Origin of the sequence: Pseudomonas sp. Irchel 3H7, assembly GCF_900187605.1 — a bacterium.
GTDB lineage: Bacteria > Pseudomonadota > Gammaproteobacteria > Pseudomonadales > Pseudomonadaceae > Aquipseudomonas.
In genome coordinates this window covers 16,121-40,999 of sequence record NZ_FYEA01000008.1, presented here as the reverse complement: position 1 = coordinate 40,999, position 24,879 = coordinate 16,121, and the positions used below count along the sequence as shown (strand labels likewise).

The following is a 24,879-nucleotide window of genomic DNA, read 5'->3' as shown; positions in this document are numbered from 1 at the left end:
ATTTTCTATAATCGGCGATTAAAAGAAGTCGCTCTGAATGAACCCGAAATCCATCAATTCAGCATCTTTGACAGGGTTGAAACCGTCGAGCTTGTTCTTGGCTGTCAAGGGCACCGGAGGGCTGCGCAAGGCGTTGACCTTGTCATATCCGGGACCGACGATGGCAAAGACAATGCCGTTCCAACCTTTGACAAAGTCGTCATGTTTGTAACGCTTATGGCCGAGAACCGGGTCTCCGATGTAAACCCAATCCTTGTCCGAACGCTGCAACACGACGAAATGCTTGTAGCCGCGAATTTCCATCAGTACCACCACCGGGATCGTTACCGCTTCGAGCTTTTCCGGTGGAATCTTGTAACCCCTGGCGCGCATGCCGATGCTTTCTATGTAGCGCTTCATGTCCAGCATGGAGAACCCTTGCGTACGAACAAGGTCCTGGTCAGCGTTGACCAGCATGCCTTTGATGATGTGCTCCTCATCGACGTCGAGCCAATAGGCCTGGCGTAATACCGTGGCCAGTGCAGCAGCGCCGCAGCTGAAATCGGTTTTTTGTTCGACGATGTCGGCAAACTTGCGCTCGCGGATGCTCTGCACGTTTTTGTAGACGAGCGTGCCACCCGGCAGGGCAGCCACGGGCATCTGACCGGCCTGAGTCAGGCCACAGACGAAAAGCAGAGTGAGGAGGGCAGTCTTACGCATGATCGATACGCCTTTGCGGACTGAGGAAAAGCCCCGTTGCCGGGGCTTTCGTTTCGATCGCGATTACAGGCAGGCTCTGCAGCCAGCAGCGATGGACAGCGAGTTGCTTTGTTGGTTGCCCACACCCGCCGAGACGTTGGCTCCGCCGTTGCCGGAGAAGTTGTTCATCGAGTTGGTCATGTTGGCATTGTTGACCACAGGGGCTTTCCAGCCATCTTTGGTCATCACCTGTTGGGTGGTTACGCCAGCCAGGCCAAAAGTACCGACGGCTTCGAACTTGGCTTTCTGGTCATCGTTGCCACCGTGGCCGCCGCCACGATTGCCATAACCGCCGTGGTCATCATCTTCGATGGTTGCAGTGCCTTTGGCTTTAAACACGCCAGCGGCCGCGTAGGTGCCAGTGAGGGTATCGGTTTTGTAGGTCTGCACGCCTTTGTTGTCGACAACCAGGCCAGTGGAAGACTGGTTGGCGGCAGCAGCGGCAGTGGCTACACGGCCACCGGATACGGCGATTGCGAGGTTGTTTTTCTGTTGGTTGAAGTTGCCTGCAGACACGTTGATGCCGATGTTGCCGGAACCATTGTTGCCTGCATTGTTGAGCGTAGCGTTATTGAAGGTGGACGAGTTTTTCACATAGTTGTTGTTGTTGACTTGAGTTGCACTCGAGGCAGCAACAGCGTTGCCGAAGATGAAGCTTTCATCGGCAGTAGCCAGCGCGGCGGCGTTGTCCTGCTGGTTGCCGTCGCCGGCTGCAACGTTGGCGCCCATGTTGCCGTTAGAGCCATTGAGCGAGTCGCTGGCATTGGCGTTGTTCAGAGTGCCCTGGTTTTTCACCACGTTGCCGTCGCTGTTTTGCGCGTCGAGTACAGCGGCGCCGGCGCCTGCGGTGATCTGCAGCAGTTGTTCAAGATTTGGACCTTGTGGCTGGCCGTGACCGTTGCCGTGTCCATTGCCATGCCCGTTACCATGACCGTTGTTGTCATCACGACCGCCTGCCTGTGCTGCGATTGCCATCACTGCTGCAAGTGCGAAAACCAGTGGTTTGAGAGCCATTGTAGGTTTCATGGTGTTTCTCCATCGTGCTTATTAGTTGGTTAAGTGTTGGTACTTTCTAATTGCACTGCTTTTTGTTGTTTGGGTCAGTCAGCGACCCGGATGCTCAGGGTGTTAGCCATTCGGTTCCCCACCCCGGCACTCTGGTTCACCTGGATTACCCCGCGGCTGCCGGTGAAGGCCTGATCACTTGTCGTGACCTGGCGACTGCCGGATGAGGTACCAGTTGCTCCTGAGCTCGGTAAAAGCGCCACGTTCTGTTGTGAAAGGGCACTGTCGTCAACGCTCTGCGGGGCAGCACTGATGCTGACGCGCGTGACGTTGGCCATCTGGTTGTTGGCCCCGGCACCCTGGTTCACACCAAGGATGCCGTTGCCATTGCTGAAAGAGGTGCCGCCGATGGTTGCGCTGGCGTCCATCGAGCGAGAGGCAGGCGTATCGATTTTCTGCATGACGCTGGTGCTGGCATGGGATCCGGTGCCGATCGCCACAGCCTTGACGTTGGCCTGTTGCATTTGATCGCCAGCCGCCTGGTTGACGTTGAAGTTGCCGCGGTACTGAACCCCGGAATCCTGAATGTTGGCGTTGTTCACTGAAGCGGGATCGGCAGCCATGACAGTGGTGCAACCGAGCAAGGCGAGCAGAAGGAGTGAACGATTCATTTCATTGGCCTCCGGCCATGCGGGTCAATGGCGCGAGGCCGGAACTCATGGCGCGGTTGATCGTGCCGGAAATCGCGCCACCGGAACCGCCACCGTGGCCAGCACTCATGCCGGGCATGCCGTTGGGATTGGTGAGGGTATTGAGGCCTGGCATGTTGGCGCCGGCTTGGACATTGTTGGTGGTGCGGAACGCGCTGCCGCTGGCGACGCCGGCGAAGTCGCCATCGCTCAATTCGGTGCTGTTCATAGTGGAATTGATGCGTGCGGACGGGTTGGCATTGACGGTGGTCGGGTAGGGGTCTTTGCCACCGTTGCGACCGATCGGGATAGGCTGAACATCGCGATCGAGAACAATCACGCCGTTACCTTCTGCCTGCACGTTGAAGCTGATCAACGTACTGGCTGCTGATCCGATCAGCAGAAGGCAGGTCAAACCTTTTTGGATATTCCCCACGGCTGCAATTCCTTCTTCAGTGGGCTGGCCCTAGTCAGCGTTGTGAAGGAGAGAGCGAAAGCTGTGCCGCTTTTTAAAAGCGTTGTAATTTCAAAGGGTTGGAAAATAAATGCGCACGTCTGACACACAGGCTGTTTCAGGCTTGATACACGCACTGGTGCGCCGACCTGTCCATCGGCTGAACAAAGCTCTGGAACAAGGGTTTGCCGCGGTGTGTATCAGCCGCGTAACAACTCGGATGACAAAGCAGTGAACAGTGCTGAAACGGGCACTTTGCAACTCACGGAGTGTTTCAGGAACGGACACTTTGCCCCCAAAACAGGGGGGAGTCGTGGGGCAGTTGACCCTTTGACCGGGTCACTGCCTCAGCAATTGCTCGACGGCGGCAAATGCCTGAGTCTGGCGTTCGGCCCAATTGCCCTGAATGATCTGAAAACGCTGGTGATGGTTTTCCAGCCAGTTTCGCGTGGACTGGTAAAACGCCATTCGCTCGTGCAGATCCGGTTGGCAGCGCTGACCGTCATCAGTCCAGTCGACCTGTTCCGGGGACAAAAGAAGGTGCAGATCGTAATGCCGTGCCAACAGCTCGGATTCCAGCCAGGCCGGGCAGTCACCGAACAGCGTCTGGCTCCATAGCATATTGCTCAACAAGTGAGTGTCGAGAATCAGCAACGAAGGCTGCTGCGCTCGCGCCTGGTCCTCCCATTGCATTTGGCCCTGAGCGATTTCCGGGATGTCAGCCAGACAGGTATCGCGGGGATTGAGCTCGATAAAGCGGCGCACGTACTCATCCACCCGCACGCCGCCAAAGCGTTGTTGCAGGCCCGCCGCCAGCCAGCTCTTGCCGGTGGATTCGGGCCCGGTCAGGACCACGACCTTCATGTGCGCAACGCCGGGTCGGCGCGCCATTCGCGAAAGCCTTGAATCGCCAGCAAGGTGAACAGCCCGTACAGCGCAGCGGTCAGGTACAGCCCCTTATAGATGAACAAGCCGACAAAGATCACATCGAGCACAAACCACAGCGCCCAGCATTGCAGGCGTTTCTGCGCCATCCACAGTTGTGCCACCAGGCTGAAACCGGTCAGCGCGGCATCGAGCCACGGTTGCGCGGCGTCGGTCCAATGGGCCATGGCCGCGCCGAGCAACAGGCTGCCGATCGCGCCAACGCCTAAGCCGACCAGGATCGAACGTTGATCAAGGCGCGTGACCTCACGACCGTCATGCATCGTCCCGGCGCGGGTCCATTGCCACCAGCCATAGACTTGCAGCGCGGCGTAGATCACTTGCAGCAACATGTCCGAGTACAGCTTCACTTCAAAGAAGATCCAGCTGTAGAGCAAGACCATGACCAGCCCGATCGGCCAGCACCACGGATTCTGTTTGACCGTCAGCCACACGGCGATCACGCCAAGGGCGGCGGCAAACAGTTCAAGCCCGGACATGGCGGTTCCTTGGGGGAAATTGAGGAGGGGGCGGATTGTACTGCATTGGGCCAAACCCCTCACCCTAACCCTCTCCCAGAGGAGAGGGGACTGACCGAGTTGGATGTTCGAGATACGCCGACCTGATCTTTCTGCGTTGAATCCATAATCGACTCGATTTTTCAGGTCGACGTATAGATTGAGACACCTCGGTCGGCCCCCTCTCCTCGGGGAGAGGGCCGGGGTGAGGGGTGGGCTCACCAGAGTTACACGGGTCAGACGCGGAACTGGCGCAGCAGGGCGTTGAGTTGTTCGCTCAATTGGCCGAGGCGCAGGCTGGCCGCACTCGATTGCTCGGCCGCGATCGCTGTGCTGTGCGAGAGGCCGGCCGCTTGCGTGACGTTCTGATTGATGTCCTCGACCACATGCGCCTGTTGCAGCGTGGCGCTGGCAATCGACGCATTCAGACCATTGAGATTGCGCAACGCCTGGCCAATGGCATTCAGACTCGCCCCCGCCAGCCCGGCTTGCTCGATGGTCAGTTGCGATGCCTTGCTGCTGTCACCGATCACCTTCACGGCCGCCTCGGAATGGTTCTGCAAGCGTTCGATCATCGACTGGATTTCCGCTGTCGACTTCTGCGTGCGCTGTGCCAACAAGCGCACTTCATCGGCGACCACGGCAAACCCGCGACCCTGCTCACCGGCCCGGGCCGCTTCGATTGCAGCGTTGAGCGCGAGCAGGTTGGTTTGCTCGGCAATTGAGCGAATCACCTCCAGTACACTGCCGATCTGTGTGCTTTCGGCGGCGAGGGTGCGAATTACTTCAACCGCTTGATCGATGGTGCCGGACAGCTTGTCGATCTGCTGCAAGCTGCCATCGATGTTGATCTGGCCCTGTTGCGCCTGTGCTTCGGCATCGCGCATTTCGGCGGCGGCGTGCTCGGCGTTCTTCGCCACATCCTGCACACCGTAGGTCACTTCGTTGATCGCCGTCGCCACCAGTTCCATCTGCTGCGACTGCTGCTGGCTACGCTGTTGCGCCTGCGAAGCGTCGTTGCCCAGTTCGCTGGACGACTGGCCCAAGGCGCTGGCCGACACCTGCAAATCACCGATCACCCGCCGCAGTTTGGCGGTAAAGGCATTGAAGTGATGCGCAAGCTCGGTGACTTCATCCTTGCCATGGGTATCGAGACTGCGGGTCAGGTCGCTTTCACCGCTGGCAATGTTGGCCATGGCGTTCACGGTTTCCTGTAGTGGACGGACGATGCTGCGCGCGATCAGGATCACCAGCAACGCCATGATCAGCGCAATCGCCAGGCCGATAACCGTGGCTTTGATCACCTGACCCTGGAACTCCGCCTGTACGTCATCGACGTAAACCCCGGAGCCAAGCACCCAGCCCCACGGTTCGAACAGTTTGACGTAGGAAGTTTTGGCCACCGGCTCACTGGCGCCCGGTTTTGGCCAACGGTAGTCGACCATGCCGGCGCCTTTGGATCGGGCGATGGCGACCATTTCGTTGAACACCGCGAAGCCGTCCGGATCGCGGATCGCCGAAAGGTTCTGGCCTTCGAGTTTCGGGTTGGTCGGGTGCATGACCATCACGGGGGTGAGGTCGTTGATCCAGAAGTAATCGCTCTGGTCATAGCGCAAGCCGCGAATTGCCGTCAGCGCCTGTTTCTGCGCGGCGTCCTTGCTCAGGGTGCCGGCGGTTTCGAGGTCGTGGTAATAGGTCAGCAGGCCGCTGGCCGTCTGCACCACGTGCTGGGTTTTCTGGGCCTTGGCGTGATAGAGATCGTCGTGGATCTGCTTGAGCATCAACATGCCCAAGGTCAGCAACATGACCACCGCCACAATCAAGATGAGCCACAAGCGTCGGCTGATCGACACACTGCGCAAGCTGTTCATAACGCTGTCACTCCGGATTCTTTTTCTTGTAATAAACGACCGCCAGCATCCAACCACGATTTTGTGAGCGGGCATACGCGACCCAAGTCGTATAACGCGGCAGCGCTATTAAGGCTTGTCTGTTAGGATTTCGGCCCCGCGCGTGAAAACCTGAATCCAAATTGATATTTCACGGAATTTTGACCGTTTCGTGTGGATCCTGTGCGCGCGGAATCGGTACAGCCACAACCAGCTACGCTGATCGCAGTGAACGTAAAAAAATACTATCGGGGCATGCCAGCGCGCATCGCTCTTTGGGGGATTGATGGATCTTTGGACGGCCTTGCAGGCACTGATACTAGGAGTTGTAGAAGGGCTGACGGAGTTTTTGCCCATTTCCAGTACCGGACACCAGATCATTGTGGCCGACTTGCTCGAGTTCGGCGGCGAACGGGCCATGGCGTTCAATATCATCATCCAGCTCGGCGCGATCCTCGCGGTGGTCTGGGAGTTTCGACGCAAGATTCTCGACGTGGTCATCGGCTTGCCGACCCAGCCCAGCGCACGGCGTTTCACCGCCAACCTGCTGATCGCATTTCTGCCTGCCGTGGTGTTGGGCGTGATCTTTGCCGACCTCATTCACGAATATCTGTTTAACCCGATTACCGTCGCGGCCGCGCTGGTCGTGGGCGGCATCATCATGTTGTGGGCGGAAAAACGTCAACATGAAGTGCATGCGGAAACGGTCGATGAGATCACCTGGAAAGACGCCCTCAAAGTCGGCTTTGCGCAGTGTCTGGCCATGATCCCTGGTACCTCGCGCTCCGGCTCGACGATCATTGGCGGTTTGCTGTTCGGCCTGTCGCGCAAGACCGCTACCGAGTTCTCGTTCTTCCTTGCGATGCCGACCATGGTCGGTGCGGCGGTTTACTCGGGCTACAAGTATCGCGACCTGTTTGTCCCGGCGGATTTTCCGGTGTTCGCCATCGGTTTTGTCACCGCATTCATCTTCGCCATGATCGCCGTGCGCGGTTTGCTCAAGTTCATCGCCAGCCACAGCTATGCGGCATTCGCCTGGTATCGGATCGTGTTTGGTCTGGTGATTCTGGCGACGTGGCAGTTTGGCTGGATCGATTGGGCGGCGGCCAAGCCATGAGTGACTCCCGCGCACGCCGGCCCGAAGGGCGACCTTCGGGCGGCAACATTCAGCATCTGAAATTGAAACTGCTGGTTCTGCTGATCGTCTGCGCGCTGCCCCTGTTCGGCTCGTTGTCGATGTGGCTGCGCGGGATTTCGCTGGTCCCGCTGGCCGCTTACGGGATCGTCAGCGTGCTGGCGTTCTCCATGTATTGGGCGGACAAGCGCAAGGCGCGCGCTGATGCCTGGCGCACACCGGAGAACATCCTGCATGCGGTAGAGCTGGCGGGCGGCTGGCCGGGCGCGTTGATTGCTCAGCAGGTGTTCCGGCACAAGACGCGCAAAGTGTCGTTTCAGATTTTGTTCTGGGTGATTGTGCTGCTGCATCAGGTGTTCTGGATCGACCAGCTGTTTCTCGGCTCGAACTTGCTGGCGCTGTTCTGACAGCCCACACAAATCCCCCTGTAGGAGCTGCCGAAGGCTGCGATCTTTTGATCTTGCTTTTTAAAAGATCAAAGTCAAAAGATCGCAGCCTTCGGCAGCTCCTACACAGGGGGATTGGGGTTACAGCAACAAACCGATTTGGGTTTTCTTCGGCAACTTGCTTACCACCAGTTGATGCGAACGCTGCAACAACTCCTTCAGTTCCTCGGCAGCCAACGGGTAGGGCGGATGCATGATGATCCACTGCGCCCGCGCCAGATACGGCGCCGGATGAATCCCCGGGCGGTCGCAATGACCGAGAAACAGATCCTTGTCGACCTTGAATGCCAACGAATCTCCACGCAGCCCCTGCAAGGCAAACATCTTGTTGCCGGCAATCGAAAACACCCGCACGCCACCCCATTTGTAATCTTCCCGAGCACCCGGCAATGCCAGGCAGAACGCCGCGACGTCGGCTTCGCTCATTTTTCCCTTGCTCATAACAACCGCTCCCCACAGGCATTGAACGACTCGACCAGATGATCGATCCATGCGCGCACCGCCGGCATCACCCCGCGTCGATGCGGATACACCGCTTGCAGCCAGCCGCCGGGCAGTGACCACTCGGGCAGCATCTGCACCAGCGTGCCGTTTTCCAGTTCCGCCTCGCAATACATCATCGGCAACAGGGTAAAGCCCTGACCGGCCAGCACGCAGGCCTTGCGTACGACAAAGTCATCGATGCCCAGGCGGGCTTCCATGTTCAGTTCGAAACTGTGGCCCTGCTGATCGAGCAAACGCACATGCACCATGCGATCGGCCTCCAGCGCCCCCAACACCGGCAGATTTTTCAGATCTTGCGGATGATTGATCGTCTGGCCTTGTAAAAACGCCGGGCTGGCGACCACGACCATTTGTGCCTGACGCAAACGCCGGGTCACCAGCAGCGGATCCTCATCACCGTGTTCACGCACGCGCAATGCGACATCAAAACCTTCGCCGACCAGATCGACCCGACGATTGAGCAGGACGACTTCCAGTTGCACCTGAGGAAATTTGCCGAGGAATTCGCTGATGACCCACGGCAACATTTCCCGGGCCAGACCGGTGGGGCAGGAAACGCGCAGGCGACCGCGCGGCTCACTGGACATGCTCGCCACCGCCTCATCGGCCATTTCCGCTTCCAGCAACATCGCCTGGCAGTGACGCAGATAACGTTCGCCAACGGCGGTGAGATTGAGTTGCCGGGTGGTGCGTTGCAGCAAACGCGCACCGAGGCGTTCTTCCAGTTCGGCAATACGCCGCGACAGCCGTGACTTGGGAATCCCGAGCAATCGCCCGGCCGCAGCAAAACCGCCAGCCTCGACGACTTTGGCGAAATAGTAGAGATCGTTGAGGTCTTGCATAGGGAAATCCAACTGTTCTATCAGTGGGACAAACTATCGCATTTCAGGCAGCTAATCATCCATTGGTTTCTTGCGTAGGATTGTCTCCATTCCGTCGCCACCGGCGATTCCTTCCAGGAGATTCCACATGAAACTGCTGCATATCGATTCGAGCATTCTGGGCGACAATTCGGCTTCCCGTCAGTTGAGCAGCGAAGTCGTCAAAGCCTGGCAAGCCGCCGAGCCAAGCGCAGTCGTGACTTACCGCGATCTGGCCGCCGACGCTATCAGCCACTTCTCGTCGACCACCCTGGTCGCCGCTGGCACTACTGCTGAGCTGCGTAACGCCGCACAACAGCACGAAGCCGAACTGAGCGCTTCGACCCTGGCCGAGTTCATCGCCGCCGACGCCGTTGTTATCGCGGCTCCGATGTACAACTTCACCGTACCGACCCAACTCAAGGCGTGGATCGATCGCGTAGCAGTCGCCGGTCAGACCTTCCGTTACACCGAAGCCGGCCCTGAAGGCCTGTGCGGCGGCAAGAAAGTCGTGATCGTCTCCACTGCCGGCGGCATCCACGCCGGCCAAGCCAGCGGCATCGCTCACGAAGAATATCTGAAGCTGGTACTGGGCTTCCTTGGCATCACCGATATCGAAATCGTCCGTGCCGAAGGCCTGGCGTATGGCGAAGAAGTGCGCAACAACGCCATGACCGCTGCTCAGGCGAAGATCAGCGAGCAACTGTTCGCCGCCGCGTAAGGCTCGCGTAAAGAACAGCTGATGTTCAGGTAACACCCAAAAAACTCTGTATTCTGGTTCCGCAAGGGGCGAATACGGAGTTTTTTGTTTCTGACTGTTACATAATCTGGCCCGGGTTATGCAGTCACACAATCAGCGTCTGAATGCATTGTCGTACCGGAACACCTAATCCCCGGGGGTTCTGGCCCGCAACGCAACGGAACTTTCGATTGAGTAACAACAGGGTGGGGCATCCCATGATGCGTCTTTGTGCAGCGTTACTGATTTGCCTGCTCGGCGGCCTGAATTCAGTGCAGGCTGCGCCTGGGCGACACCCGGTGTGGAGCGTCGGCTACCACGAAATGACCTTTCTGGATCCGCTGGATCTGCAACCGATGCGCGCGATCGCCTTTTATCCCTCCAGCGACCGCGAACACATGAGCCTGCTCGAGGGTTATTCGGTCGAGGCTGGCGAAGACACCAAAGTCGCCATCGGCCGCTTCCCGATGCTGATGCTCTCCCATGGCAACACCGGCACGCCGCTGGCGCTGCATGACCTCGCGACCTCACTGGCACGCAAAGGCTTTGTCGTGGTGGCGGTGATTCACCCCGGCGACAACTCCAAAGACCACAGCCGATTGGGCACCCTGAGCAATCTCTATGGTCGGCCAATCCAGATTTCCGAAGCGATTACCGCCACGCTTGGCGACCGCATGCTCGCGCCGTACGTCAATGCCGATCAGGTCGGAGTGATTGGCTATTCGGCGGGCGGCGAAACGGCGTTGATCCTGTCGGGGGCGCAACCGGATCTTGATCGCCTGCGTCGTTATTGCCAGGAGCGTCCAGATGATCGTGATGCCTGCAACACGCAGGGTGAATTGATCGTTGATCGAGATGACCTGCAACCGGTCGCGGATCCGCGCGTTCATGCCTTGCTGCTGATGGCGCCGCTGAGCTTGAAGTTCGGCCGTCACACCTTGGCCGATGTGCATGTGCCGGTGCTGCTCTACAGCGGTGATGGCGACAAACTGGTCGCCTTCGACAAGAACGCGGCGGCGCTGGCGCGCAAACTGCCGACGGCGCCGGATTTCAAATTACTCGCCGGGGCAGGGCACTTCGTCTTTATGGCGCCGTGCAATGAAGAGCAGATTCGCGCGATGCCGGCGTTGTGTACCGATGCTGATGGCGTGGATCGCGAGGATATCCATCGCAACCTGATCTCCGAGGCTGGACGGTTCTTCTCGCACACGCTGGGCAGACCAACCCGGGCCGGTATGCAAACCGCAGATCAATAACCCCGCAAATCCCCTGTAGGAGTGAGCCTGCTCGCGATAGCGGTTCATCAGAAAAGATTATGTCGACTGACACACCGCTATCGCGAGCAGGCTCGCTCCTACAGGGGGCTGCGTCGGACTTCAGGTCGTTGCCCGGCGCTGGAGCAGCAAAGTCAGCCCCAGCCCAATCACCGACAACAGTGCCGCACTAAAGAAAATCCACGAATATCCCAGCTTCAACGCCACCGCGCCCATCAACGGCCCGGCAATCGCCAGCGCCAGATCGAAGAACACCGCGTAAGCGCCCAGCCCGGAACCACGGCTGGAGCTGGGCACTTGCTTGATCGCCTCTACACCCAACGCCGGGTACACCAGCGACAAGCCAAACCCGGCCAATCCCGCGCCGATCAAGGCAAAAGCGCTGGACGGCGCCAGCCACAACAGCACCAGCCCGACGGTTTCTATAGTCATACAAGCAATGGCGGACCTGAACCCGCCGAAGCGACTGATCGCCGAGATAAACATCAGGCGCGACAGGATGAAGCACACGCCGAACACCGTCAGGCAGTACGCTGCGCCGGTCCAGCCACGGTTCAGGTAATACAAAGTGATGAAGGTGGTCAGCGTGCCGTAGCCGATCGAGGCCAGGGTCAGGCTGGCGCCATACGGGGCAATCCGTCCGAATACCGCCCAGAACGGCAGCCGTTCGCCGCGTATCACCGGCACCGAGGGTTTGTTGCGGATCAGTAGCAGCGCGCCTGCCGCCAGTACCGCCAGCGCGATGCCGAGGCTGGTAAAGCCGTAATCGGCGACCATCACCACACCCAGCGGCGCGCCAATGGCAATCGCGCCATAGGACGCGATACCGTTCCAGCCAATGGATTTCGCCGTGTGTTCGACACCCACTTGGCCCATGCACCAACTGATGGTGCCGACGCCGATCAAGCCCTGCGCGATACCGAGGAGCAAACGGCCGATGATCAGGATGATCAGGCTCGCCAGCGCAAAGTCCTGCAGCAGTGTGGAAAGCAACGTCAGCAAGCCGCTGAGGACAATCCCCCACAAGCCATAAATGATCGCCCGTTTGGTTCCGAGCGTATCCGACATGCGCCCGGCCATCGGCCGGCTGAGCAGGGTGGCCAGGTATTGCGAGCCAATCACTAGACCGGCAATCACCGCGCTGAAACCCAATTGTTCATGCACATAACCCGGCAACACCGCAATCGGCAGACCGATGCAGAGGAACGCAATAAAGGTATAGAAAACGATGGAGACGATCTGCAGGGTGATCGCCATGGAGCTTTGCGGTGGCAGTTGCTGCGCAGACATGAGGACTCGTTCGCGGGCGGCGGTGGGAGAGCTCGCATCATGGCGTGGGCTTGAAATAAAAGAAAGCAGGCTAACTACTTTCCCTGAGGATCGATGTTGCTGCTGATGGCCCTATCGCGAGCAGGCTCACTCCTACATTTGAAATGCGTACCCTTGTAGGAGTGAGCCTGCTCGCGATGGTATCTGAACCAATGAATTTCTGACCGAACACATGCAAAAAGCCCCGTCACATGGACAGGGCTTTTCAGTTTCAGCTGCTGTTTAGAACACCACACCCTGACTACGCAGGTAGTCATCGTAAGTGCCGCTGAAGTCGGTTACGCCATTCGGGCTCAGCTCGATGATGCGCGTGGCCAGGGACGATACGAACTCACGGTCGTGGCTGACGAAGATCAGCGTGCCCGGATAGTTTTCCAGCGCCAGGTTCAGCGCCTCGATCGATTCCATGTCCAAGTGGTTGGTGGGTTCGTCCATGATCAGCACGTTCGGCTTTTGCAGAATCAGCTTGCCGAACAGCATGCGACCTTGCTCACCACCGGAAATCACTTTGACCGACTTGAGGATTTCGTCGTTGGAGAACAGCATGCGGCCCAAAGTACCGCGAATCATCTGCTCGCCCTGAGTCCACTGACCCATCCAGTCGAACAGGGTGACGTCGTCTTCGAAGTCGTGCGCGTGGTCCTGAGCGTAGTAGCCCAGTTCCGCAGCGTCGGTCCACTTGATGCTGCCGGCATCCGGGGTCAGTTCGTTGACCAGGGTGCGCAGCAGGGTGGTTTTACCGATACCGTTCGGGCCGATGATCGCCACGCGCTCGCCGGCTTCAACCTGGAAGCTGAAGTCTTTGAACAGTGGTTTGCCGTCAAAGCCTTTGGCCATTTTTTCGACGATGACCGCCTGGCGGTGCAGCTTTTTGTTCTGATCGAAGCGGATGAACGGGCTCACGCGGCTCGAAGGCTTGACCTCGGCCAGCTGGATCTTGTCGATCGCCTTGGCGCGGGAAGTAGCCTGTTTGGCTTTCGAGGCGTTGGCCGAGAAGCGGCTGACGAACGATTGCAGCTCGGAAATCTGTGCTTTCTTCTTGGCGTTGTCCGACAGCAGTTGCTCGCGGGACTGGGTCGCCACGGTCATGTACTCGTCGTAGTTGCCCGGGAACAGACGCAGCTCGCCGTAATCCAGGTCAGCCATGTGCGTGCACACGCTGTTCAGGAAGTGACGGTCGTGAGAGATGATGATCATCAGGCTGTTACGCTGGGTCAGAACGTTTTCCAGCCAGCGAATGGTGTTGATGTCCAGGTGGTTGGTCGGTTCGTCGAGCAACAGCACTTCCGGATCGGAAAACAGTGCCTGCGCCAGCAATACGCGCAGTTTCCAGCCTGGCGAGACTTCGCTCATCGGGCCGAAGTGCTGCTCGATGCCGATACCCAGGCCCAGCAACAGTTCACCGGCACGGGATTCGGCAGTGTAGCCGTCCATTTCGGCGAATTCGGTTTCCAGCTCGGCCACGGCCATGCCGTCTTCTTCGCTCATTTCCGGCAGCGAGTAGATACGATCGCGCTCGGCTTTGACCTTCCACAGCTCTTCGTGACCCATGATCACAGTGTCGATCACGGTGAATTCTTCGTAAGCGAACTGGTCCTGGCGCAATTTACCCAGACGCACGTTCGGCTCGAGCATGACCTGACCGCCGGACGGGTCGAGGTCGCCGCCGAGGATTTTCATGAAGGTCGACTTGCCGCAACCGTTGGCGCCGATCAGGCCATAGCGGTTGCCCGCGCCGAATTTGACCGAAACGTTTTCGAAGAGCGGCTTGGCGCCGAACTGCATCGTGATGTTAGCTGTAGAGATCAAGAGTTATTCCTGCGAAGCATTCTGAGTAGCGAGGGTGCGGCTGCAGCGCTTGGCCCGAGTCGAAGTGCGCTGAAGCGGGAGAGTCCCGTCATCAACCAAGGGGGGCGCGTAAAGTTTGGCGGCGATTGTACTGGTCTGGCTCTCTAAACGATAGGGCGATCACGCCACGATTGCCGATTGGCGTCATCGCGGGACAGTTTTTCACAGTTGAAGATTCACTATCGGTTACAAACTGTGGCTAAAATGCCACCTTTCACCGAGCGTCCGGTAACGGCGCGGGCCAAGGACGTGCCATTTGTAATCAGACCACTGCATAAGACGCTGAGCCTCAGGCCGCCAGGCGCGCAGTTTGTTCACTTCTGACGTGTGACGATTTCCGTGAAACTCATCATTGCTGCTATTTATGTCATTTCCATTGCATACGTTCATTTGCGTGGGCGTGTGCGCCACAAGCTCGGTCGACAACTAAGCGACCACTCGACGTTTCTGGCGCCGATCAACTGCTTTCTTTATCTGTTTTCGAAGAAGCCGAACCAGCCGTACCTGGACCCGAGCGAGTTTCCTGACTTGAGCCCGTTGCAGGCACACTGGGAGGAAATCCGCGAAGAAGGGCAGAATTTGCTGCGTGCCGGCGAGATCAAGCGCTCTAACCAGTACGACGATGTCGGGTTCAACTCGTTCTTCAAAAGCGGCTGGAAGCGTTTCTACCTGAAGTGGTACGGCGAAAGCCATCCGTCGGCGATGAAGCTGTGTCCGCGCACCACCGAACTGGTGCAAAGCATTGGTTCGATCAAAGCCGCGATGTTCGCCGAGCTGCCACCGGGCTCGAAACTGGTGCGTCACCGTGACCCGTATGCCGGCTCGTATCGTTATCACCTGGGCCTGGACACGCCGAACGACGCCGGTTGCTACATCAACGTCGACGGTGAGAGCTACCACTGGCGTGACGGCGAAGCGGTGATGTTCGACGAGACGTTTATTCATTACGCCGAAAATACCACCGACAAGAACCGCATCATCCTGTTCTGCGACATTGAGCGCCCGATGAAGTACCGCTGGGCCGCCGCGTTCAACGCTTGGTTCAGCCGTACGGTGATGTCGGCTGCCGGCGCGCCGAACGATGCAGGCGACCGCACCGGCGGGATCAACCGCTTGTTTACGCGGATCTACAAGATTCGTCTGCGTGGCAAAGAACTGAAAAAGCGCAATCGCAAGCGTTACTACATGGAGAAGTGGGCGATCTTCGGTGGTTTGCTGGCGATCTTCATTCTGATCTGAGTTCCAGGCAGACGCTGCTGACGCCATCGCGAGCAGGCTCACTCCTACATTTGAAATGCGTTCCCCTGTAGGAGTGAGCCTGCTATCGATGACGGTCTCAAGGGCAACCAATCACTATCAGGAAGCCTTCTTGGTCTTCTTCGCCGGCGCAGATTTCGCCGTTTTCTCTGCTTTCGCTTTTGGCTTCGCCACCGCTTTCCCACCCAGACTGCGTTTAAGCAGCTCGGTCAAATCGATAACATCGGCTGTCTTGCGCTCTTCCTCGCCGCCCACCGACTCAACATCCTCGATCTTGCCTTCATGGGCCTTTTTCTCGACCAGAGCCATGATCTTGTCTTCGAACTCATCCTTGTAATCCTCGGGCTTCCAGTCCGCGCTCATGTCCTGCACCAACCGTTTGGCCATGTCCAGTTCACCCTTGGCCAGTTGCGGCTTGGTCACTTCGCTGCCTAGCTCCAGCTCATCGAGGCTGCGCACCTCTTGCGGCCAGCGTAACTTCACCAGCACCAAGGCAGAATCCAGCGGCATCAACGCCGCGAGGTACTGGCGCGTATGCAGCACCACGCGGGCGAGGGCGACCTTGTTGGTTTTGCTCAGGGTTTCACGCAGCAATGCGTAAACTTTGCCGCCGCGTTTGTCGGGTGCCAGGTAGTAGGGCGTGTCGATGTTCTGCAGGGGAATCTGTTCGGCATCGACAAAGGAAAAGATGTCGATGGTCTGCGTCGATACGGGATGCGCCGAGCGAATCTCTTCCTCGCTCAGCACCACATACCGGCCCTTTTCATAGGCCACACCTTTGACGATGTGCTCCTTGGTGACTTCTTTGCCGGTGACCTTGTTGACCCGTTTATAACCGACAGGATCCATGCTGCGGTTGTCGAGCCAATCGAAATCGACGCCCTGCGACGAGGTCGCCGAGACCAATGCGACAGGGATGTGCACCAGTCCGAAACTGATTGCGCCTTTCCAGATTGCCCGAGCCATGGTGAGTTCTCCGAGTGATGATCGGATGACCTGCGGCTGTGACTGAAAGTTTCCCCGAAATGCGCGGGTTTACAGGGACTCGGTCAAGCCGTGTTACATGTTGTTTAAGGCTTGCGGGTTAACAAATCCGAACCCTGAGCGTAGCGTGGACTCGAAGGCTCTATCCCCGGCCCATCGAGAGGCAGCGTCATGAACCGAATTCTGCTTGGCATCGTCGTCCTGACCCTCAGTGGTGGTCTGGTTCATGCCGACGTCCTGTTGGCGCAAAGCCCCACCGGCAATAGCAATAACCCCTACAACAGTCCGATCCGCCGGGCCAATCCGAACAGCATGCAGGGCACTCAGCCCAGCGCTCCACCCATTCGGGGACCGAGCACTGTACCGACGCCGCGCCAGCCTACGGTCGAGAACCGAGGCATTGGTAATGGCCAGCCGATCCGCTCGGTGCCGAGCACGCCGCCCACGTTCATTCCCAACCCACCTTCGCGCAGCGGAGACAGCAACCGTTGAGCGGCAGAACTGAGGTTCTGCCGGCCCTGCAAACGAACAAAAGGAATCGTGCATGTTGCGTAAAACCGTTCTAGCCACACTGTGTGCCGGCGCGCTGATCAGCGCGGCGGCCTTTGCCGCCGCCCCCAAAGAGCTGCAAAGCGAGCAGGGCACCCTCGAAGTCACGACCATCACCGCAGGCCTTGAGCATCCTTGGGCACTGGCGTTTTTACCGGATCGCCAAGGCATGCTGGTCACCGAGCGTCCGGGTAATCTGCGCGTGGTGGCCGCCGACGGCAAACTGTCGGCGCCGATCTCCGGTGTGCCGCAGGTCTGGGCCAAGGGGCAGGGCGGGTTACTCGATGTCGCGCTGTCACCGGACTTCAAACAGGATCGTCTGGTCTATCTGTCCTATGCCGAAGGTGGCGGTGCCGGCGACAAGGCCGGCACCGCTGTGGGGCGAGGACGGCTCTCGGATGACTTGAAGACGCTGAAGGATTTCAAAGTGATCTTCCGCCAGGAACCGAAGCTTTCGGTCGGCAATCACTTCGGCTCACGGCTGGTGTTTGATCGCGACGGTTATTTGTTCATTACCCTGGGTGAGAACAACGACCGGCCGACCGCGCAGGATCTCGACAAGCTGCAAGGCAAGGTCGTGCGCATCTACCCGGACGGCAAGGTGCCGGATGACAACCCGTTTGTTGGTCAGTCCGGCGTACGCCCCGAGATCTGGGCCTACGGCCTGCGCAACCCGCAGGGTGCGGCACTCAATCCATGGACCGGCACGCTATGGGAAAACGAGCACGGCCCGCGCGGTGGCGATGAGGTGAACATCATCGAGCGCGGCAAGAACTACGGCTGGCCGCTGGCGACCCACGGCATCAATTACTCGATGCAGCCGATCCCGGAAGCTCAGGGCAAAACCGCAGAAGGCACCGTGGCACCGCACCATGTCTGGGAGAAGTCGCCAGGCGTTACCGGTATGGCGTTTTACGATGCCGATCGTTTCAAGCCGTGGCAACACAATGCGTTTATCGGCGCGCTGGTGACTCAGGAGCTGATCCGCTTGCAGTTCGATGGTGACAAGGTTGTGCACGAGGAGCGTTTGCTAGGTGAACTGAATCAGCGGATTCGCGATGTGCGGCAAGGGCCGGATGGTTATCTGTATGTGCTGACCGATGAAGAGAAAGGTTCACTGTACAAAATCGGCCTGAAGCCCGAACTTTAAAGAAGATTCCCCCTGTAGGAGCTGTCGAGTGCAACGAGGCTGCGATCTTTTGATCTTGTTTTCAAGATCAAGATCAAAAGATCGCAGCCTGCGGCAGCTCCTGCATGTGGAGGTTTACGTTTCGCGGGAATACAGCACTACTGCAGCACGCAATTTACCCCGGCCAAACCGGCACATTTTCTCGAACTCCCCATGACTCACCGGCACATGCTGGCAATCCATGGGCTGTCGATGCTGGCTGTGGTCAACATCCGGGTCATGCAGGTAAACGAAGTCTTCGTCGCAATCGGTCACGATCACCCAGTGCGGCGATTTGGAGCGGGTCAGTCGATAGCTGCTGATCAACACCAACGGCTGTCCACCGGCATCCAGCAGTCGCGGCAGATCCAGCAATGCACCGATCACGCACTCGACATCGGTCTCTTGCAATTGCGCCGTAAACTCTTCGTGGACCAGGCGCATGACGTCTTTTTTATGCGCGTCACGCACACCGTCGAGGAACAGCGGCCCACTCATGCTCAGCGCCATACGCACGCGAAATCCCCGACGCCACGCCGCCAGTGCCAATCCCTGCGGGCTGCAACCGCCATGGCCGGAGGTCATGAACACCGTCGTTGCTTCCCGCCAGACCTGCAACTCTTCCCGACGCTCCAGCAAACGCTCCGATTGCAATGCGCCCATGGCCATCAACAGACACGCCGGGCCACAGGTGAAATCGGTGGTTTGCGGGTAGTAAGGCACCTTGATGCTGCGTGAATCACGGTGCTGGAGAATGCGTTTCTCCAGACGCAGCGCATCGGCGTGGTCTTCGTAGTAATCGTGAATCAGGGCAAAACGCCGGTAGCCATTGCGCTCGTACAGCGCGATGGCCGCAGGGTTGTCGAGGCGCACTTCCAGGCGCAGGTACGCGCAGTCATGTTCCAGGGCCATCGCTTCAATGCGCTGCAGCAATGCCTTGCCCAGGCCCGTGCCGCGCGCCTCGACGGCGATGGCGATGGAATACAGCCGCGCGAGCGAAGTGCCGCGATGAAACAACACCAACGCATAACCCAACAATTGACCGTCGTACTCCGCCACCAGCAACTGCCCGTGAGCACGGGTGATCATCCACTGAAAGCTGCGACTGGTGAGCCGGTCCGTGGTGAAACATTGCATTTCCAGTGCCAGCAACGCCGGCAAGTCTTCAACTACCGCCAAACGAAAAACAGCCTTCATATGACCACCGTAAAAGTTGCGTAACGAAACGAGACTTTCAAAAAACTTCGTGCTTAATAGAAAAGGTCTTGTTCTCCAACGGATCAATCTCTATGTCAGCGGTACAGGGTCATTGGCGCGAAGTATCCGAGCAAAGTTTGCCGGCGGCAACTTATTTAAAATCAGCGATTAAAACATCCAGTCAGGTTTTGATTATTGTCGAGCGCAAGGAAGACTGGGCCTCATATTTCCCCAGCGAAGACATCCTGACGGCGCAGGAATACCTCGAGCACAGCTGTGACAGCGAGCCGGGCAAGCGCGTGCAGGTGATCAATCTGTGCCGCAGCTACAAGTACCTGGGCCACGGTTACTACTGCTCGTTGCTCGCCGAGGCGCGGGGGCACAAGGTGATTCCGTCGGTGCGAACCATCAGCGAACTGACAAAAAAATCACTGTACGGTCTGGCATTGGACGATCTCGATAAAACCCTTGAGAAAGCCCTCAGTCATCATCTCTACAGTGATACCGAAGGCTTTACTCTGACCCTGTATTTTGGCCGGACCCATATCGAGCCATTACAGGATCTGGCCCGGCAGTTGTTTGAAGTGTTTCCCTGTCCGATTCTGTTAGTTGAGTTTCGCCGAACTAACGGATGGCATATTGAAGGCATCAAGTCCGGTGCCTTGCACAAGTTGCGCGACGATCAGGAAGATCAGTTTGCCAATGCGCTGGACGGTTTCAGCCGTAAAGTCTGGCGAATGCCGCGCTCGCCACAAGTAGCGCGCTACGACCTGGCGATTCTGCATGATCCGCAGGAGGCGTTGCCGCCGTCCAACGCCAAGGCACTGGCGAACTTCGTCCGGGTCGGCAAAACCATGGGCATCGACGTTGAACTGATTGAACGCAAGGATTACGCACGTCTCGCCGAGTACGACGGTTTGCTGATCCGTGAAACCACCAGCGTCGACAACCACACTTATCGCTTCGCCAAGAAGGCCGAAAGTGAAGGGCTGGTGGTCATGGATGACCCAACGTCGATATTGCGCTGCACCAACAAGGTTTACCTGACCGATCTGCTCAACAGCCATCAACTGGGCATGCCCGCCACCGAAATCCTCTACAAGGAGCGACCCGAAGACTTCGAGCGGGTAGGCGAGCGCCTCGGCTTTCCGCTGGTGCTGAAGATTCCCGACGGCTGTTTTTCCCGCGGCGTGATCAAGGTCGAAAGTCAGCAAGCGCTGCTTGAGGCGACCGCCGAATTGTTTGAGCACTCGGTGTTGCTGCTGGCTCAGGAGTTTTTCTACACCGAGTACGACTGGCGCATCGGCGTGCTCAATCGCAAACCGATCTTCGCCTGCCAATACTTCATGTCCAAGGGCCACTGGCAAATCTACAACCACAAGGCCAAAGGTCAGGACGTCAACGGCGAATGCCGCACGATGGCGATCCACGAGGCGCCGCGTGCGGTGGTGGAGCTGGCAGTGAAGACCGCCAATCTGATTGGCGACGGCCTCTACGGTGTCGATCTGAAGCAGGCCGGCGACAAAGTGGTGGTGATCGAAGTCAACGACAACCCCAACCTCGACGCCGGCATCGAAGACGCCTATTTGCACGACGATCTGTACTCACTGGTGCTGGAAGAGTTCGTGCGCCGCCTGGAACTCAAGCGTCGCGGCCAGGCCTGGTGAGGCGCCGATGATCAACAGCTTCGCACTGAGCCACGGCGCCCTGCAGCGGGTCGAGCGACTGGACGCCGAGGTGATGCTGTTCAGCAACCCCGATGCCGCCGAGCGCGACTTGCTGCACAGTCATTTCAAGGTCGATGAACACGCATTGGCGTCAGCGCTGGACCCGGATGAGGTGTCGCGCATCGAGTTTCATCCCGACCATTTGTTTCTGATCTGGAAACGCCCGGAAAACTACTCCGGTGGCGGCAGCCTGGCATTTGAAGTGTCGTCCTGCGGATTGCTGTTTGCCCCCGGACAACTGCTGGTGATCGCCACCGACGACACGCCGCTGCACGGCCTCGGCACTCGCCAGCCGTTGAACACGCCGCTGGATGTGTTGCTTGATTTGCTGTTCAGCAATATCCATCACTACCTCGGGCACCTGAAGGTGATCAAACTGGTCGCCCGCGAACTGCAGCAGAAATTCAACCACTCGATGCAGAACCAGCATCTAGTGCAGATGTTCAACCTCAGCGAAAGCCTGATCTATTACATCAACGCGCTGCACAGCAACGGCGCGGTCCTCACGCGCCTGCGCAATCATGCCGAGAAACAGCATTTCGGCAGTGAAGCGCTCGGCCTGATTGACGATCTGATCATTGAGAACAATCAGTGCTACAAGCAGGCGGAAATCTACTCCACGGTGTTTTCCGGACTGATCGATGCGCGCGGCAATCTGATGAACAACAGCATGAACAACCTGCTGCGCAAGCTGACGTTGATCAACGTGGTGTTTCTGCCGTTGAACCTGATTGCGAGCATTGGTGGCATGTCGGAGTTCAGCATGATGACGGCGGGGACGCCGTGGTGGATTTCCTATCCGGTGTTTCTGGCGGTGATGTTGTTGGGAGCGGGGGGGATGATGTTTGGGTTGCGGCGTTTGGCTCGATGAGTGGGGGTTGTGCAATAACCCGGGTAGGAGCTGCCGAAGGTTCGGGCCGCGATCGGACGATCTTTTGATCTTGGCTCTTAAAAACAAAATCAAAAGATCGCAGCCTTCGGCAGCTCCTACAGGGGAGAACGCGCACTGCAGTCCCGCATTTGGCCGAACCGCCGCCGTGATGCCTTGTTATAGTTCGGGCCTCATTTTCTGCCCGGTAAAGGATCACTGCCATGACTCAATACTCCGCCTTCAACGTCGAACTGGCCGACAACATCGCCCATGTGCAGATCAATCGCCCGGAAAAGATCAATTCGATGAACGCGGCGTTCTGGAGCGAGATCGTCGAGATCTTCCAGTGGGTCGACGACACCGACGAAGTGCGCGTGGTGGTGCTCAGCGGCAACGGTAAACATTTCTCCTCCGGCATCGACCTGATGATGCTCGCCGGCGTCGCCAATGAACTGGGCAAGGACGTCGGCCGTAACGCGCGCCTGCTGCGTAAAAAAATTCTGACCCTGCAAGCCTCGTTCAACGCCGTCGACAACTGCCGTAAACCGGTGCTTGCGGCCATTCAAGGTTATTGCCTGGGCGGCGCCATCGATCTGATCGCCGCGTGCGACATGCGCTATGCCGCCGAAGACGCACAATTCTCGATCAAGGAAATCGATATCGGCATGGCCGCCGATGTTGGCACTTTGCAACGGTTGCCACGGATCATCGGTGACGGCATGCTGCGTGAACTGGCTTACACCGGTCGCACTTTTGGCGCCGAAGAGGCGCGCAGCATCGGTCTGGTCAATCGCGTCTACAGCGACAAGGACGCGCTGCTCGAAGGTGTGCTGGACATCGCCCGCGAGATCGCTTCGAAATCGCCGATCGCGGTCACCGGCACCAAGGAAATGATCAGCTACATGCGCGACCATCGCATCGACGACGGCCTCGAATACGTTGCCACCTGGAATGCCGCCATGCTGCAATCCACCGACTTGCGCGTGGCCATGGCTGCCCATATGAGCAAACAGAAACCCGAATTCCTGGACTGAGAAACCATGACATCTCGCTGGACCACTGCAGTACTGGACACCGATCAACCGGGCGGCTGGGCCGTGGCGCGCAGCCCGGAAGGCTTTTTGTTCGACGACAACGGCGCGTTGTTCCCTCGGGAATGGCTCAAGCGTCAGGACTTGTCAGTTCTCACCGAGCATGGCATTGGCCATCTCGATGGCGAGCCGGTGTATTTGCTGGAACTGCGCAGTGCCAGCGAAGTGTCGGGTTGCAACTGGAAAGGCCTGCGGGCGTTCATGCTCGACGGCGATCACACCATCTACAAGGTGCTTGGGTATGCCGCGCAGATCGGCACCTGGGCCCGTGAGCACCGTTTCTGCGGCAACTGCGGGCAGGCCATGACGCAGGTGCCGCGTGAGCGGGCGATGTATTGCCAGCCGTGCGATTTGCGCAGTTATCCGCGGATTTCGCCGAGCATGATCGTGCTGATCACCCGTGGCGACGAAATCCTGTTGGCGCGCTCACCGCGTTTCGTCACCGGGGTTTACAGCACGCTGGCGGGGTTCGCCGAGCCGGGCGAGTCCGCCGAGGATTGCCTGATTCGGGAAGTGCGCGAAGAAGTGCAGATCGAGGTGAAGAACATTCAGTACATGGGCAGTCAGTGCTGGCCGTTCCCGCATTCGATGATGCTCGGCTTCCATGCCGAATACGCCGGTGGCGAAATTGTCTGTCAGGAAGACGAGATCGAAGACGCCCAGTGGTTCAACGTGCACGACTTGCCGCCGTTGCCAGCGTCCAAGTCGATTGCCCGTTACCTGATCGACGTCTACGTGGCGCGGCGTTTAGGCCACGCTGAACCAGTGCTGCCAGGCTAGGCGTACGGTCAAACCCAGCACCACGGTGATGAACACCGGGCGAATGAATTTAGCGCCACCGCTGATTGCGGTGCGCGCGCCAAAGAACGCGCCGACCATCACCGACAGGCCCATGCTCAGGCCGATGATCCAGTCCACCTGCCCGGAAAACACGAACACCGACAGCGCCGCAATGTTGCTGACGAAGTTCATGCTGCGCGCCACGCCGCTGGCCTTGACCAGATCGATTGGGTAGAGCAGCAGGCTGCTTACTGTCCAGAATGCGCCAGTACCGGGGCCGGCCACACCGTCGTAGAAACCGAGGCTGAAGCCTTGGGTCGATTGCCATTTCTTTTTGATCGGGGCGTCGCTGTCCAGTGGCGCTTTTGGCGTGCCGCCGAACAACAGATACAGGCCGCAAGCGAAGACGATTACCGGAAGCATCTTGTTCAGCCATTCGGCCGGCAGGTAATGGGCGACGACGGCTCCGGTCAATGCGCCAACCAGTGTGCCGACGATGGCGTGGGTCCACTGTCGCGGGTGGAACAATTTGCGTTTGTAGAAGGTGAAACTGGCGGTGGCCGAACCGAACGTCGAGCTGAGTTTGTTCGTGCCGAGCACCAGATGCGGCGGCAGGCCAGCGGTCAGCAGGGCAGGCGTGGTCAACAGACCGCCACCGCCGGCGATGGCATCGATGAAACCGGCAATGAAAGCGACAAGGGCCAGGATGGCGAGGGTGGTGAGGTCAACGCTGAGTTCGAAAGGCATGGAATCGGCTTATTCGGCAGGGAGCAGAACGTGAGCTGCGGGGAGGGCGGTCATGTTACTCATTTCCAAGTGTTGCGGCGACCCATCTGACGCCATCGCTGGCAAGCCAGCTCCCACAGGTTTTTGCGTTGCACTGAGGATCATTGTTCACCCCGA

General features: G+C 58.4%; 25 protein-coding genes. 11 read left to right on the top strand and 14 right to left on the bottom strand.

Annotated features, from left to right (window positions below; translation table 11 throughout):
* Positions 1–18: 18 nt before the first annotated feature.
* The 7 genes from CKW38_RS16360 to CKW38_RS16330 form a co-directional block, all read right to left on the bottom strand.
* The gene (locus CKW38_RS16360) at positions 19–699 is read right to left on the bottom strand and encodes a C39 family peptidase (RefSeq protein WP_007914815.1); all 681 of its coding nucleotides are present in this window, start codon (positions 697–699) and stop codon (positions 19–21) included.
* Between the two features lie 63 nt (positions 700–762).
* Positions 763–1,764, bottom strand: coding sequence for a hypothetical protein (locus CKW38_RS16355; protein WP_007914813.1), 1,002 nt, complete (start codon positions 1,762–1,764; stop codon positions 763–765).
* Positions 1,765–1,838: 74 nt separating this feature from the next.
* Complete coding sequence (locus tag CKW38_RS16350; RefSeq protein WP_007914811.1) at positions 1,839–2,414, bottom strand: hypothetical protein; 576 nt, start codon at positions 2,412–2,414, stop codon at positions 1,839–1,841.
* A 1-nt stretch (position 2,415) separates the two neighbouring features.
* Positions 2,416–2,868: a hypothetical protein gene (locus tag CKW38_RS16345; protein WP_007914809.1), complete on the bottom strand. Its 453-nt coding sequence runs from the start codon at positions 2,866–2,868 to the stop codon at positions 2,416–2,418.
* Positions 2,869–3,225: 357 nt separating this feature from the next.
* Entirely contained in the window at positions 3,226–3,750 is a 525-nt protein-coding gene (locus CKW38_RS16340) for an AAA family ATPase (protein WP_095113267.1), read from the bottom strand.
* Complete coding sequence (pnuC, locus tag CKW38_RS16335; protein ID WP_007914804.1) at positions 3,747–4,310, bottom strand: nicotinamide riboside transporter PnuC; 564 nt, start codon at positions 4,308–4,310, stop codon at positions 3,747–3,749. Before pnuC ends, CKW38_RS16340 begins: the two co-directional genes overlap by 4 nt.
* A 254-nt stretch (positions 4,311–4,564) precedes the next feature.
* Positions 4,565–6,199, bottom strand: coding sequence for a methyl-accepting chemotaxis protein (locus CKW38_RS16330; protein ID WP_095113266.1), 1,635 nt, complete (start codon positions 6,197–6,199; stop codon positions 4,565–4,567).
* Positions 6,200–6,503: 304 nt separating this feature from the next.
* Here CKW38_RS16330 and CKW38_RS16325 point away from each other — a divergent pair, with 304 nt between their 5' ends.
* On the top strand, positions 6,504–7,334 hold the full coding sequence (locus tag CKW38_RS16325) for an undecaprenyl-diphosphate phosphatase (protein ID WP_095113265.1): 831 nt from the start codon (positions 6,504–6,506) through the stop codon (positions 7,332–7,334).
* Complete coding sequence (locus CKW38_RS16320; protein WP_095113264.1) at positions 7,331–7,759, top strand: DUF1294 domain-containing protein; 429 nt, start codon at positions 7,331–7,333, stop codon at positions 7,757–7,759. The genes CKW38_RS16325 and CKW38_RS16320 overlap by 4 nt, the downstream gene beginning before the upstream one ends.
* Before the next feature lie 120 nt (positions 7,760–7,879).
* On the opposite strand, the gene CKW38_RS16315 is transcribed toward CKW38_RS16320, so the two are convergent.
* Entirely contained in the window at positions 7,880–8,239 is a 360-nt protein-coding gene (locus CKW38_RS16315) for an MmcQ/YjbR family DNA-binding protein (RefSeq protein ID WP_007914790.1), read from the bottom strand.
* The gene (locus CKW38_RS16310; RefSeq protein WP_095113263.1) at positions 8,236–9,144 is read right to left on the bottom strand and encodes a LysR substrate-binding domain-containing protein; all 909 of its coding nucleotides are present in this window, start codon (positions 9,142–9,144) and stop codon (positions 8,236–8,238) included. The genes CKW38_RS16315 and CKW38_RS16310 overlap by 4 nt, the downstream gene beginning before the upstream one ends.
* A 127-nt stretch (positions 9,145–9,271) precedes the next feature.
* Between CKW38_RS16310 and CKW38_RS16305 the strand changes: the two genes are divergently transcribed.
* Together CKW38_RS16305 and CKW38_RS16300 are read left to right on the top strand one after the other, a co-directional pair.
* Entirely contained in the window at positions 9,272–9,883 is a 612-nt protein-coding gene (locus tag CKW38_RS16305) for an FMN-dependent NADH-azoreductase (RefSeq protein WP_007914786.1), read from the top strand.
* 236 nt (positions 9,884–10,119) lie between these two features.
* Entirely contained in the window at positions 10,120–11,157 is a 1,038-nt protein-coding gene (locus tag CKW38_RS16300) for a dienelactone hydrolase (RefSeq protein WP_095113262.1), read from the top strand.
* 120 nt (positions 11,158–11,277) lie between these two features.
* Here CKW38_RS16300 and CKW38_RS16295 read toward each other — a convergent pair whose 3' ends face one another.
* Together CKW38_RS16295 and CKW38_RS16290 are read right to left on the bottom strand one after the other, a co-directional pair.
* Positions 11,278–12,465, bottom strand: a complete 1,188-nt coding sequence (locus CKW38_RS16295; RefSeq protein ID WP_007914781.1) for an MFS transporter — start codon at positions 12,463–12,465, stop codon at positions 11,278–11,280.
* A gap of 261 nt (positions 12,466–12,726) precedes the next feature.
* Complete coding sequence (locus tag CKW38_RS16290) at positions 12,727–14,313, bottom strand: ABC-F family ATPase (protein WP_095113261.1); 1,587 nt, start codon at positions 14,311–14,313, stop codon at positions 12,727–12,729.
* A gap of 378 nt (positions 14,314–14,691) precedes the next feature.
* Between CKW38_RS16290 and lpxO the strand changes: the two genes are divergently transcribed.
* A complete protein-coding gene (gene lpxO, locus CKW38_RS16285; RefSeq protein ID WP_007914777.1) occupies positions 14,692–15,591 on the top strand; it encodes a lipid A hydroxylase LpxO in 900 nt (299 codons plus the stop codon).
* A 117-nt stretch (positions 15,592–15,708) separates the two neighbouring features.
* Here lpxO and CKW38_RS16280 read toward each other — a convergent pair whose 3' ends face one another.
* On the bottom strand, positions 15,709–16,575 hold the full coding sequence (locus CKW38_RS16280; protein WP_095113260.1) for a Ku protein: 867 nt from the start codon (positions 16,573–16,575) through the stop codon (positions 15,709–15,711).
* A gap of 189 nt (positions 16,576–16,764) precedes the next feature.
* Between CKW38_RS16280 and CKW38_RS16275 the strand changes: the two genes are divergently transcribed.
* Together CKW38_RS16275 and CKW38_RS16270 are read left to right on the top strand one after the other, a co-directional pair.
* Positions 16,765–17,085, top strand: a complete 321-nt coding sequence (locus tag CKW38_RS16275) for a hypothetical protein (protein WP_077572772.1) — start codon at positions 16,765–16,767, stop codon at positions 17,083–17,085.
* Positions 17,086–17,137: 52 nt separating this feature from the next.
* Positions 17,138–18,292 carry a PQQ-dependent sugar dehydrogenase gene (locus CKW38_RS16270; protein WP_095113259.1) on the top strand — a complete coding sequence of 385 codons (1,155 nt, stop codon included), beginning with the start codon at positions 17,138–17,140 and terminating at the stop codon, positions 18,290–18,292.
* Positions 18,293–18,406: 114 nt separating this feature from the next.
* Here CKW38_RS16270 and CKW38_RS16265 read toward each other — a convergent pair whose 3' ends face one another.
* Complete coding sequence (locus CKW38_RS16265; RefSeq protein ID WP_095113258.1) at positions 18,407–19,507, bottom strand: peptidase C39 family protein; 1,101 nt, start codon at positions 19,505–19,507, stop codon at positions 18,407–18,409.
* A 92-nt stretch (positions 19,508–19,599) separates the two neighbouring features.
* Here CKW38_RS16265 and CKW38_RS16260 point away from each other — a divergent pair, with 92 nt between their 5' ends.
* The 4 genes from CKW38_RS16260 to nudC all read left to right on the top strand — a co-directional run bounded on the left by CKW38_RS16260 (position 19,600) and on the right by nudC (position 23,976).
* On the top strand, positions 19,600–21,174 hold the full coding sequence (locus CKW38_RS16260; RefSeq protein WP_095113257.1) for a RimK family protein: 1,575 nt from the start codon (positions 19,600–19,602) through the stop codon (positions 21,172–21,174).
* Positions 21,175–21,181: 7 nt separating this feature from the next.
* Positions 21,182–22,105 carry a magnesium transporter CorA family protein gene (locus CKW38_RS16255; protein WP_095113256.1) on the top strand — a complete coding sequence of 308 codons (924 nt, stop codon included), beginning with the start codon at positions 21,182–21,184 and terminating at the stop codon, positions 22,103–22,105.
* 221 nt (positions 22,106–22,326) lie between these two features.
* Positions 22,327–23,139 carry a crotonase/enoyl-CoA hydratase family protein gene (locus tag CKW38_RS16250; protein WP_007914761.1) on the top strand — a complete coding sequence of 271 codons (813 nt, stop codon included), beginning with the start codon at positions 22,327–22,329 and terminating at the stop codon, positions 23,137–23,139.
* A 6-nt stretch (positions 23,140–23,145) separates the two neighbouring features.
* Positions 23,146–23,976, top strand: a complete 831-nt coding sequence (gene nudC / locus CKW38_RS16245; protein ID WP_007914754.1) for an NAD(+) diphosphatase — start codon at positions 23,146–23,148, stop codon at positions 23,974–23,976.
* On the opposite strand, the gene CKW38_RS16240 is transcribed toward nudC, so the two are convergent.
* Entirely contained in the window at positions 23,944–24,723 is a 780-nt protein-coding gene (locus CKW38_RS16240) for a TSUP family transporter (protein ID WP_007914752.1), read from the bottom strand. The genes nudC and CKW38_RS16240 overlap by 33 nt on opposite strands.
* Between the last annotated feature and the right edge of the window lie 156 nt (positions 24,724–24,879).

Excerpts from the sequence above, each read along its gene's own strand:
- CKW38_RS16360 (WP_007914815.1), bottom strand. The coding sequence starts at position 699 with ATGCGTAAGACTGCCCTCCTCACTCTGCTTTTCGTCTGTGGCCTGACT.
- CKW38_RS16355 (WP_007914813.1), bottom strand. The coding sequence starts at position 1,764 with ATGAAACCTACAATGGCTCTCAAACCACTGGTTTTCGCACTTGCAGCA.
- CKW38_RS16350 (WP_007914811.1), bottom strand. The coding sequence starts at position 2,414 with ATGAATCGTTCACTCCTTCTGCTCGCCTTGCTCGGTTGCACCACTGTC.
- CKW38_RS16340 (WP_095113267.1), bottom strand. The coding sequence starts at position 3,750 with ATGAAGGTCGTGGTCCTGACCGGGCCCGAATCCACCGGCAAGAGCTGG.
- pnuC (WP_007914804.1), bottom strand. The coding sequence starts at position 4,310 with ATGTCCGGGCTTGAACTGTTTGCCGCCGCCCTTGGCGTGATCGCCGTG.
- CKW38_RS16330 (WP_095113266.1), bottom strand. The coding sequence starts at position 6,199 with ATGAACAGCTTGCGCAGTGTGTCGATCAGCCGACGCTTGTGGCTCATC.
- CKW38_RS16325 (WP_095113265.1), top strand. The coding sequence starts at position 6,504 with ATGGATCTTTGGACGGCCTTGCAGGCACTGATACTAGGAGTTGTAGAA.
- CKW38_RS16320 (WP_095113264.1), top strand. The coding sequence starts at position 7,331 with ATGAGTGACTCCCGCGCACGCCGGCCCGAAGGGCGACCTTCGGGCGGC.
- CKW38_RS16315 (WP_007914790.1), bottom strand. The coding sequence starts at position 8,239 with ATGAGCAAGGGAAAAATGAGCGAAGCCGACGTCGCGGCGTTCTGCCTG.
- CKW38_RS16310 (WP_095113263.1), bottom strand. The coding sequence starts at position 9,144 with ATGCAAGACCTCAACGATCTCTACTATTTCGCCAAAGTCGTCGAGGCT.
- CKW38_RS16305 (WP_007914786.1), top strand. The coding sequence starts at position 9,272 with ATGAAACTGCTGCATATCGATTCGAGCATTCTGGGCGACAATTCGGCT.
- CKW38_RS16300 (WP_095113262.1), top strand. The coding sequence starts at position 10,120 with ATGATGCGTCTTTGTGCAGCGTTACTGATTTGCCTGCTCGGCGGCCTG.
- CKW38_RS16295 (WP_007914781.1), bottom strand. The coding sequence starts at position 12,465 with ATGTCTGCGCAGCAACTGCCACCGCAAAGCTCCATGGCGATCACCCTG.
- CKW38_RS16280 (WP_095113260.1), bottom strand. The coding sequence starts at position 16,575 with ATGGCTCGGGCAATCTGGAAAGGCGCAATCAGTTTCGGACTGGTGCAC.
- CKW38_RS16275 (WP_077572772.1), top strand. The coding sequence starts at position 16,765 with ATGAACCGAATTCTGCTTGGCATCGTCGTCCTGACCCTCAGTGGTGGT.
- CKW38_RS16270 (WP_095113259.1), top strand. The coding sequence starts at position 17,138 with ATGTTGCGTAAAACCGTTCTAGCCACACTGTGTGCCGGCGCGCTGATC.
- CKW38_RS16265 (WP_095113258.1), bottom strand. The coding sequence starts at position 19,507 with ATGAAGGCTGTTTTTCGTTTGGCGGTAGTTGAAGACTTGCCGGCGTTG.
- CKW38_RS16260 (WP_095113257.1), top strand. The coding sequence starts at position 19,600 with ATGTCAGCGGTACAGGGTCATTGGCGCGAAGTATCCGAGCAAAGTTTG.
- CKW38_RS16255 (WP_095113256.1), top strand. The coding sequence starts at position 21,182 with ATGATCAACAGCTTCGCACTGAGCCACGGCGCCCTGCAGCGGGTCGAG.
- CKW38_RS16250 (WP_007914761.1), top strand. The coding sequence starts at position 22,327 with ATGACTCAATACTCCGCCTTCAACGTCGAACTGGCCGACAACATCGCC.
- nudC (WP_007914754.1), top strand. The coding sequence starts at position 23,146 with ATGACATCTCGCTGGACCACTGCAGTACTGGACACCGATCAACCGGGC.
- CKW38_RS16240 (WP_007914752.1), bottom strand. The coding sequence starts at position 24,723 with ATGCCTTTCGAACTCAGCGTTGACCTCACCACCCTCGCCATCCTGGCC.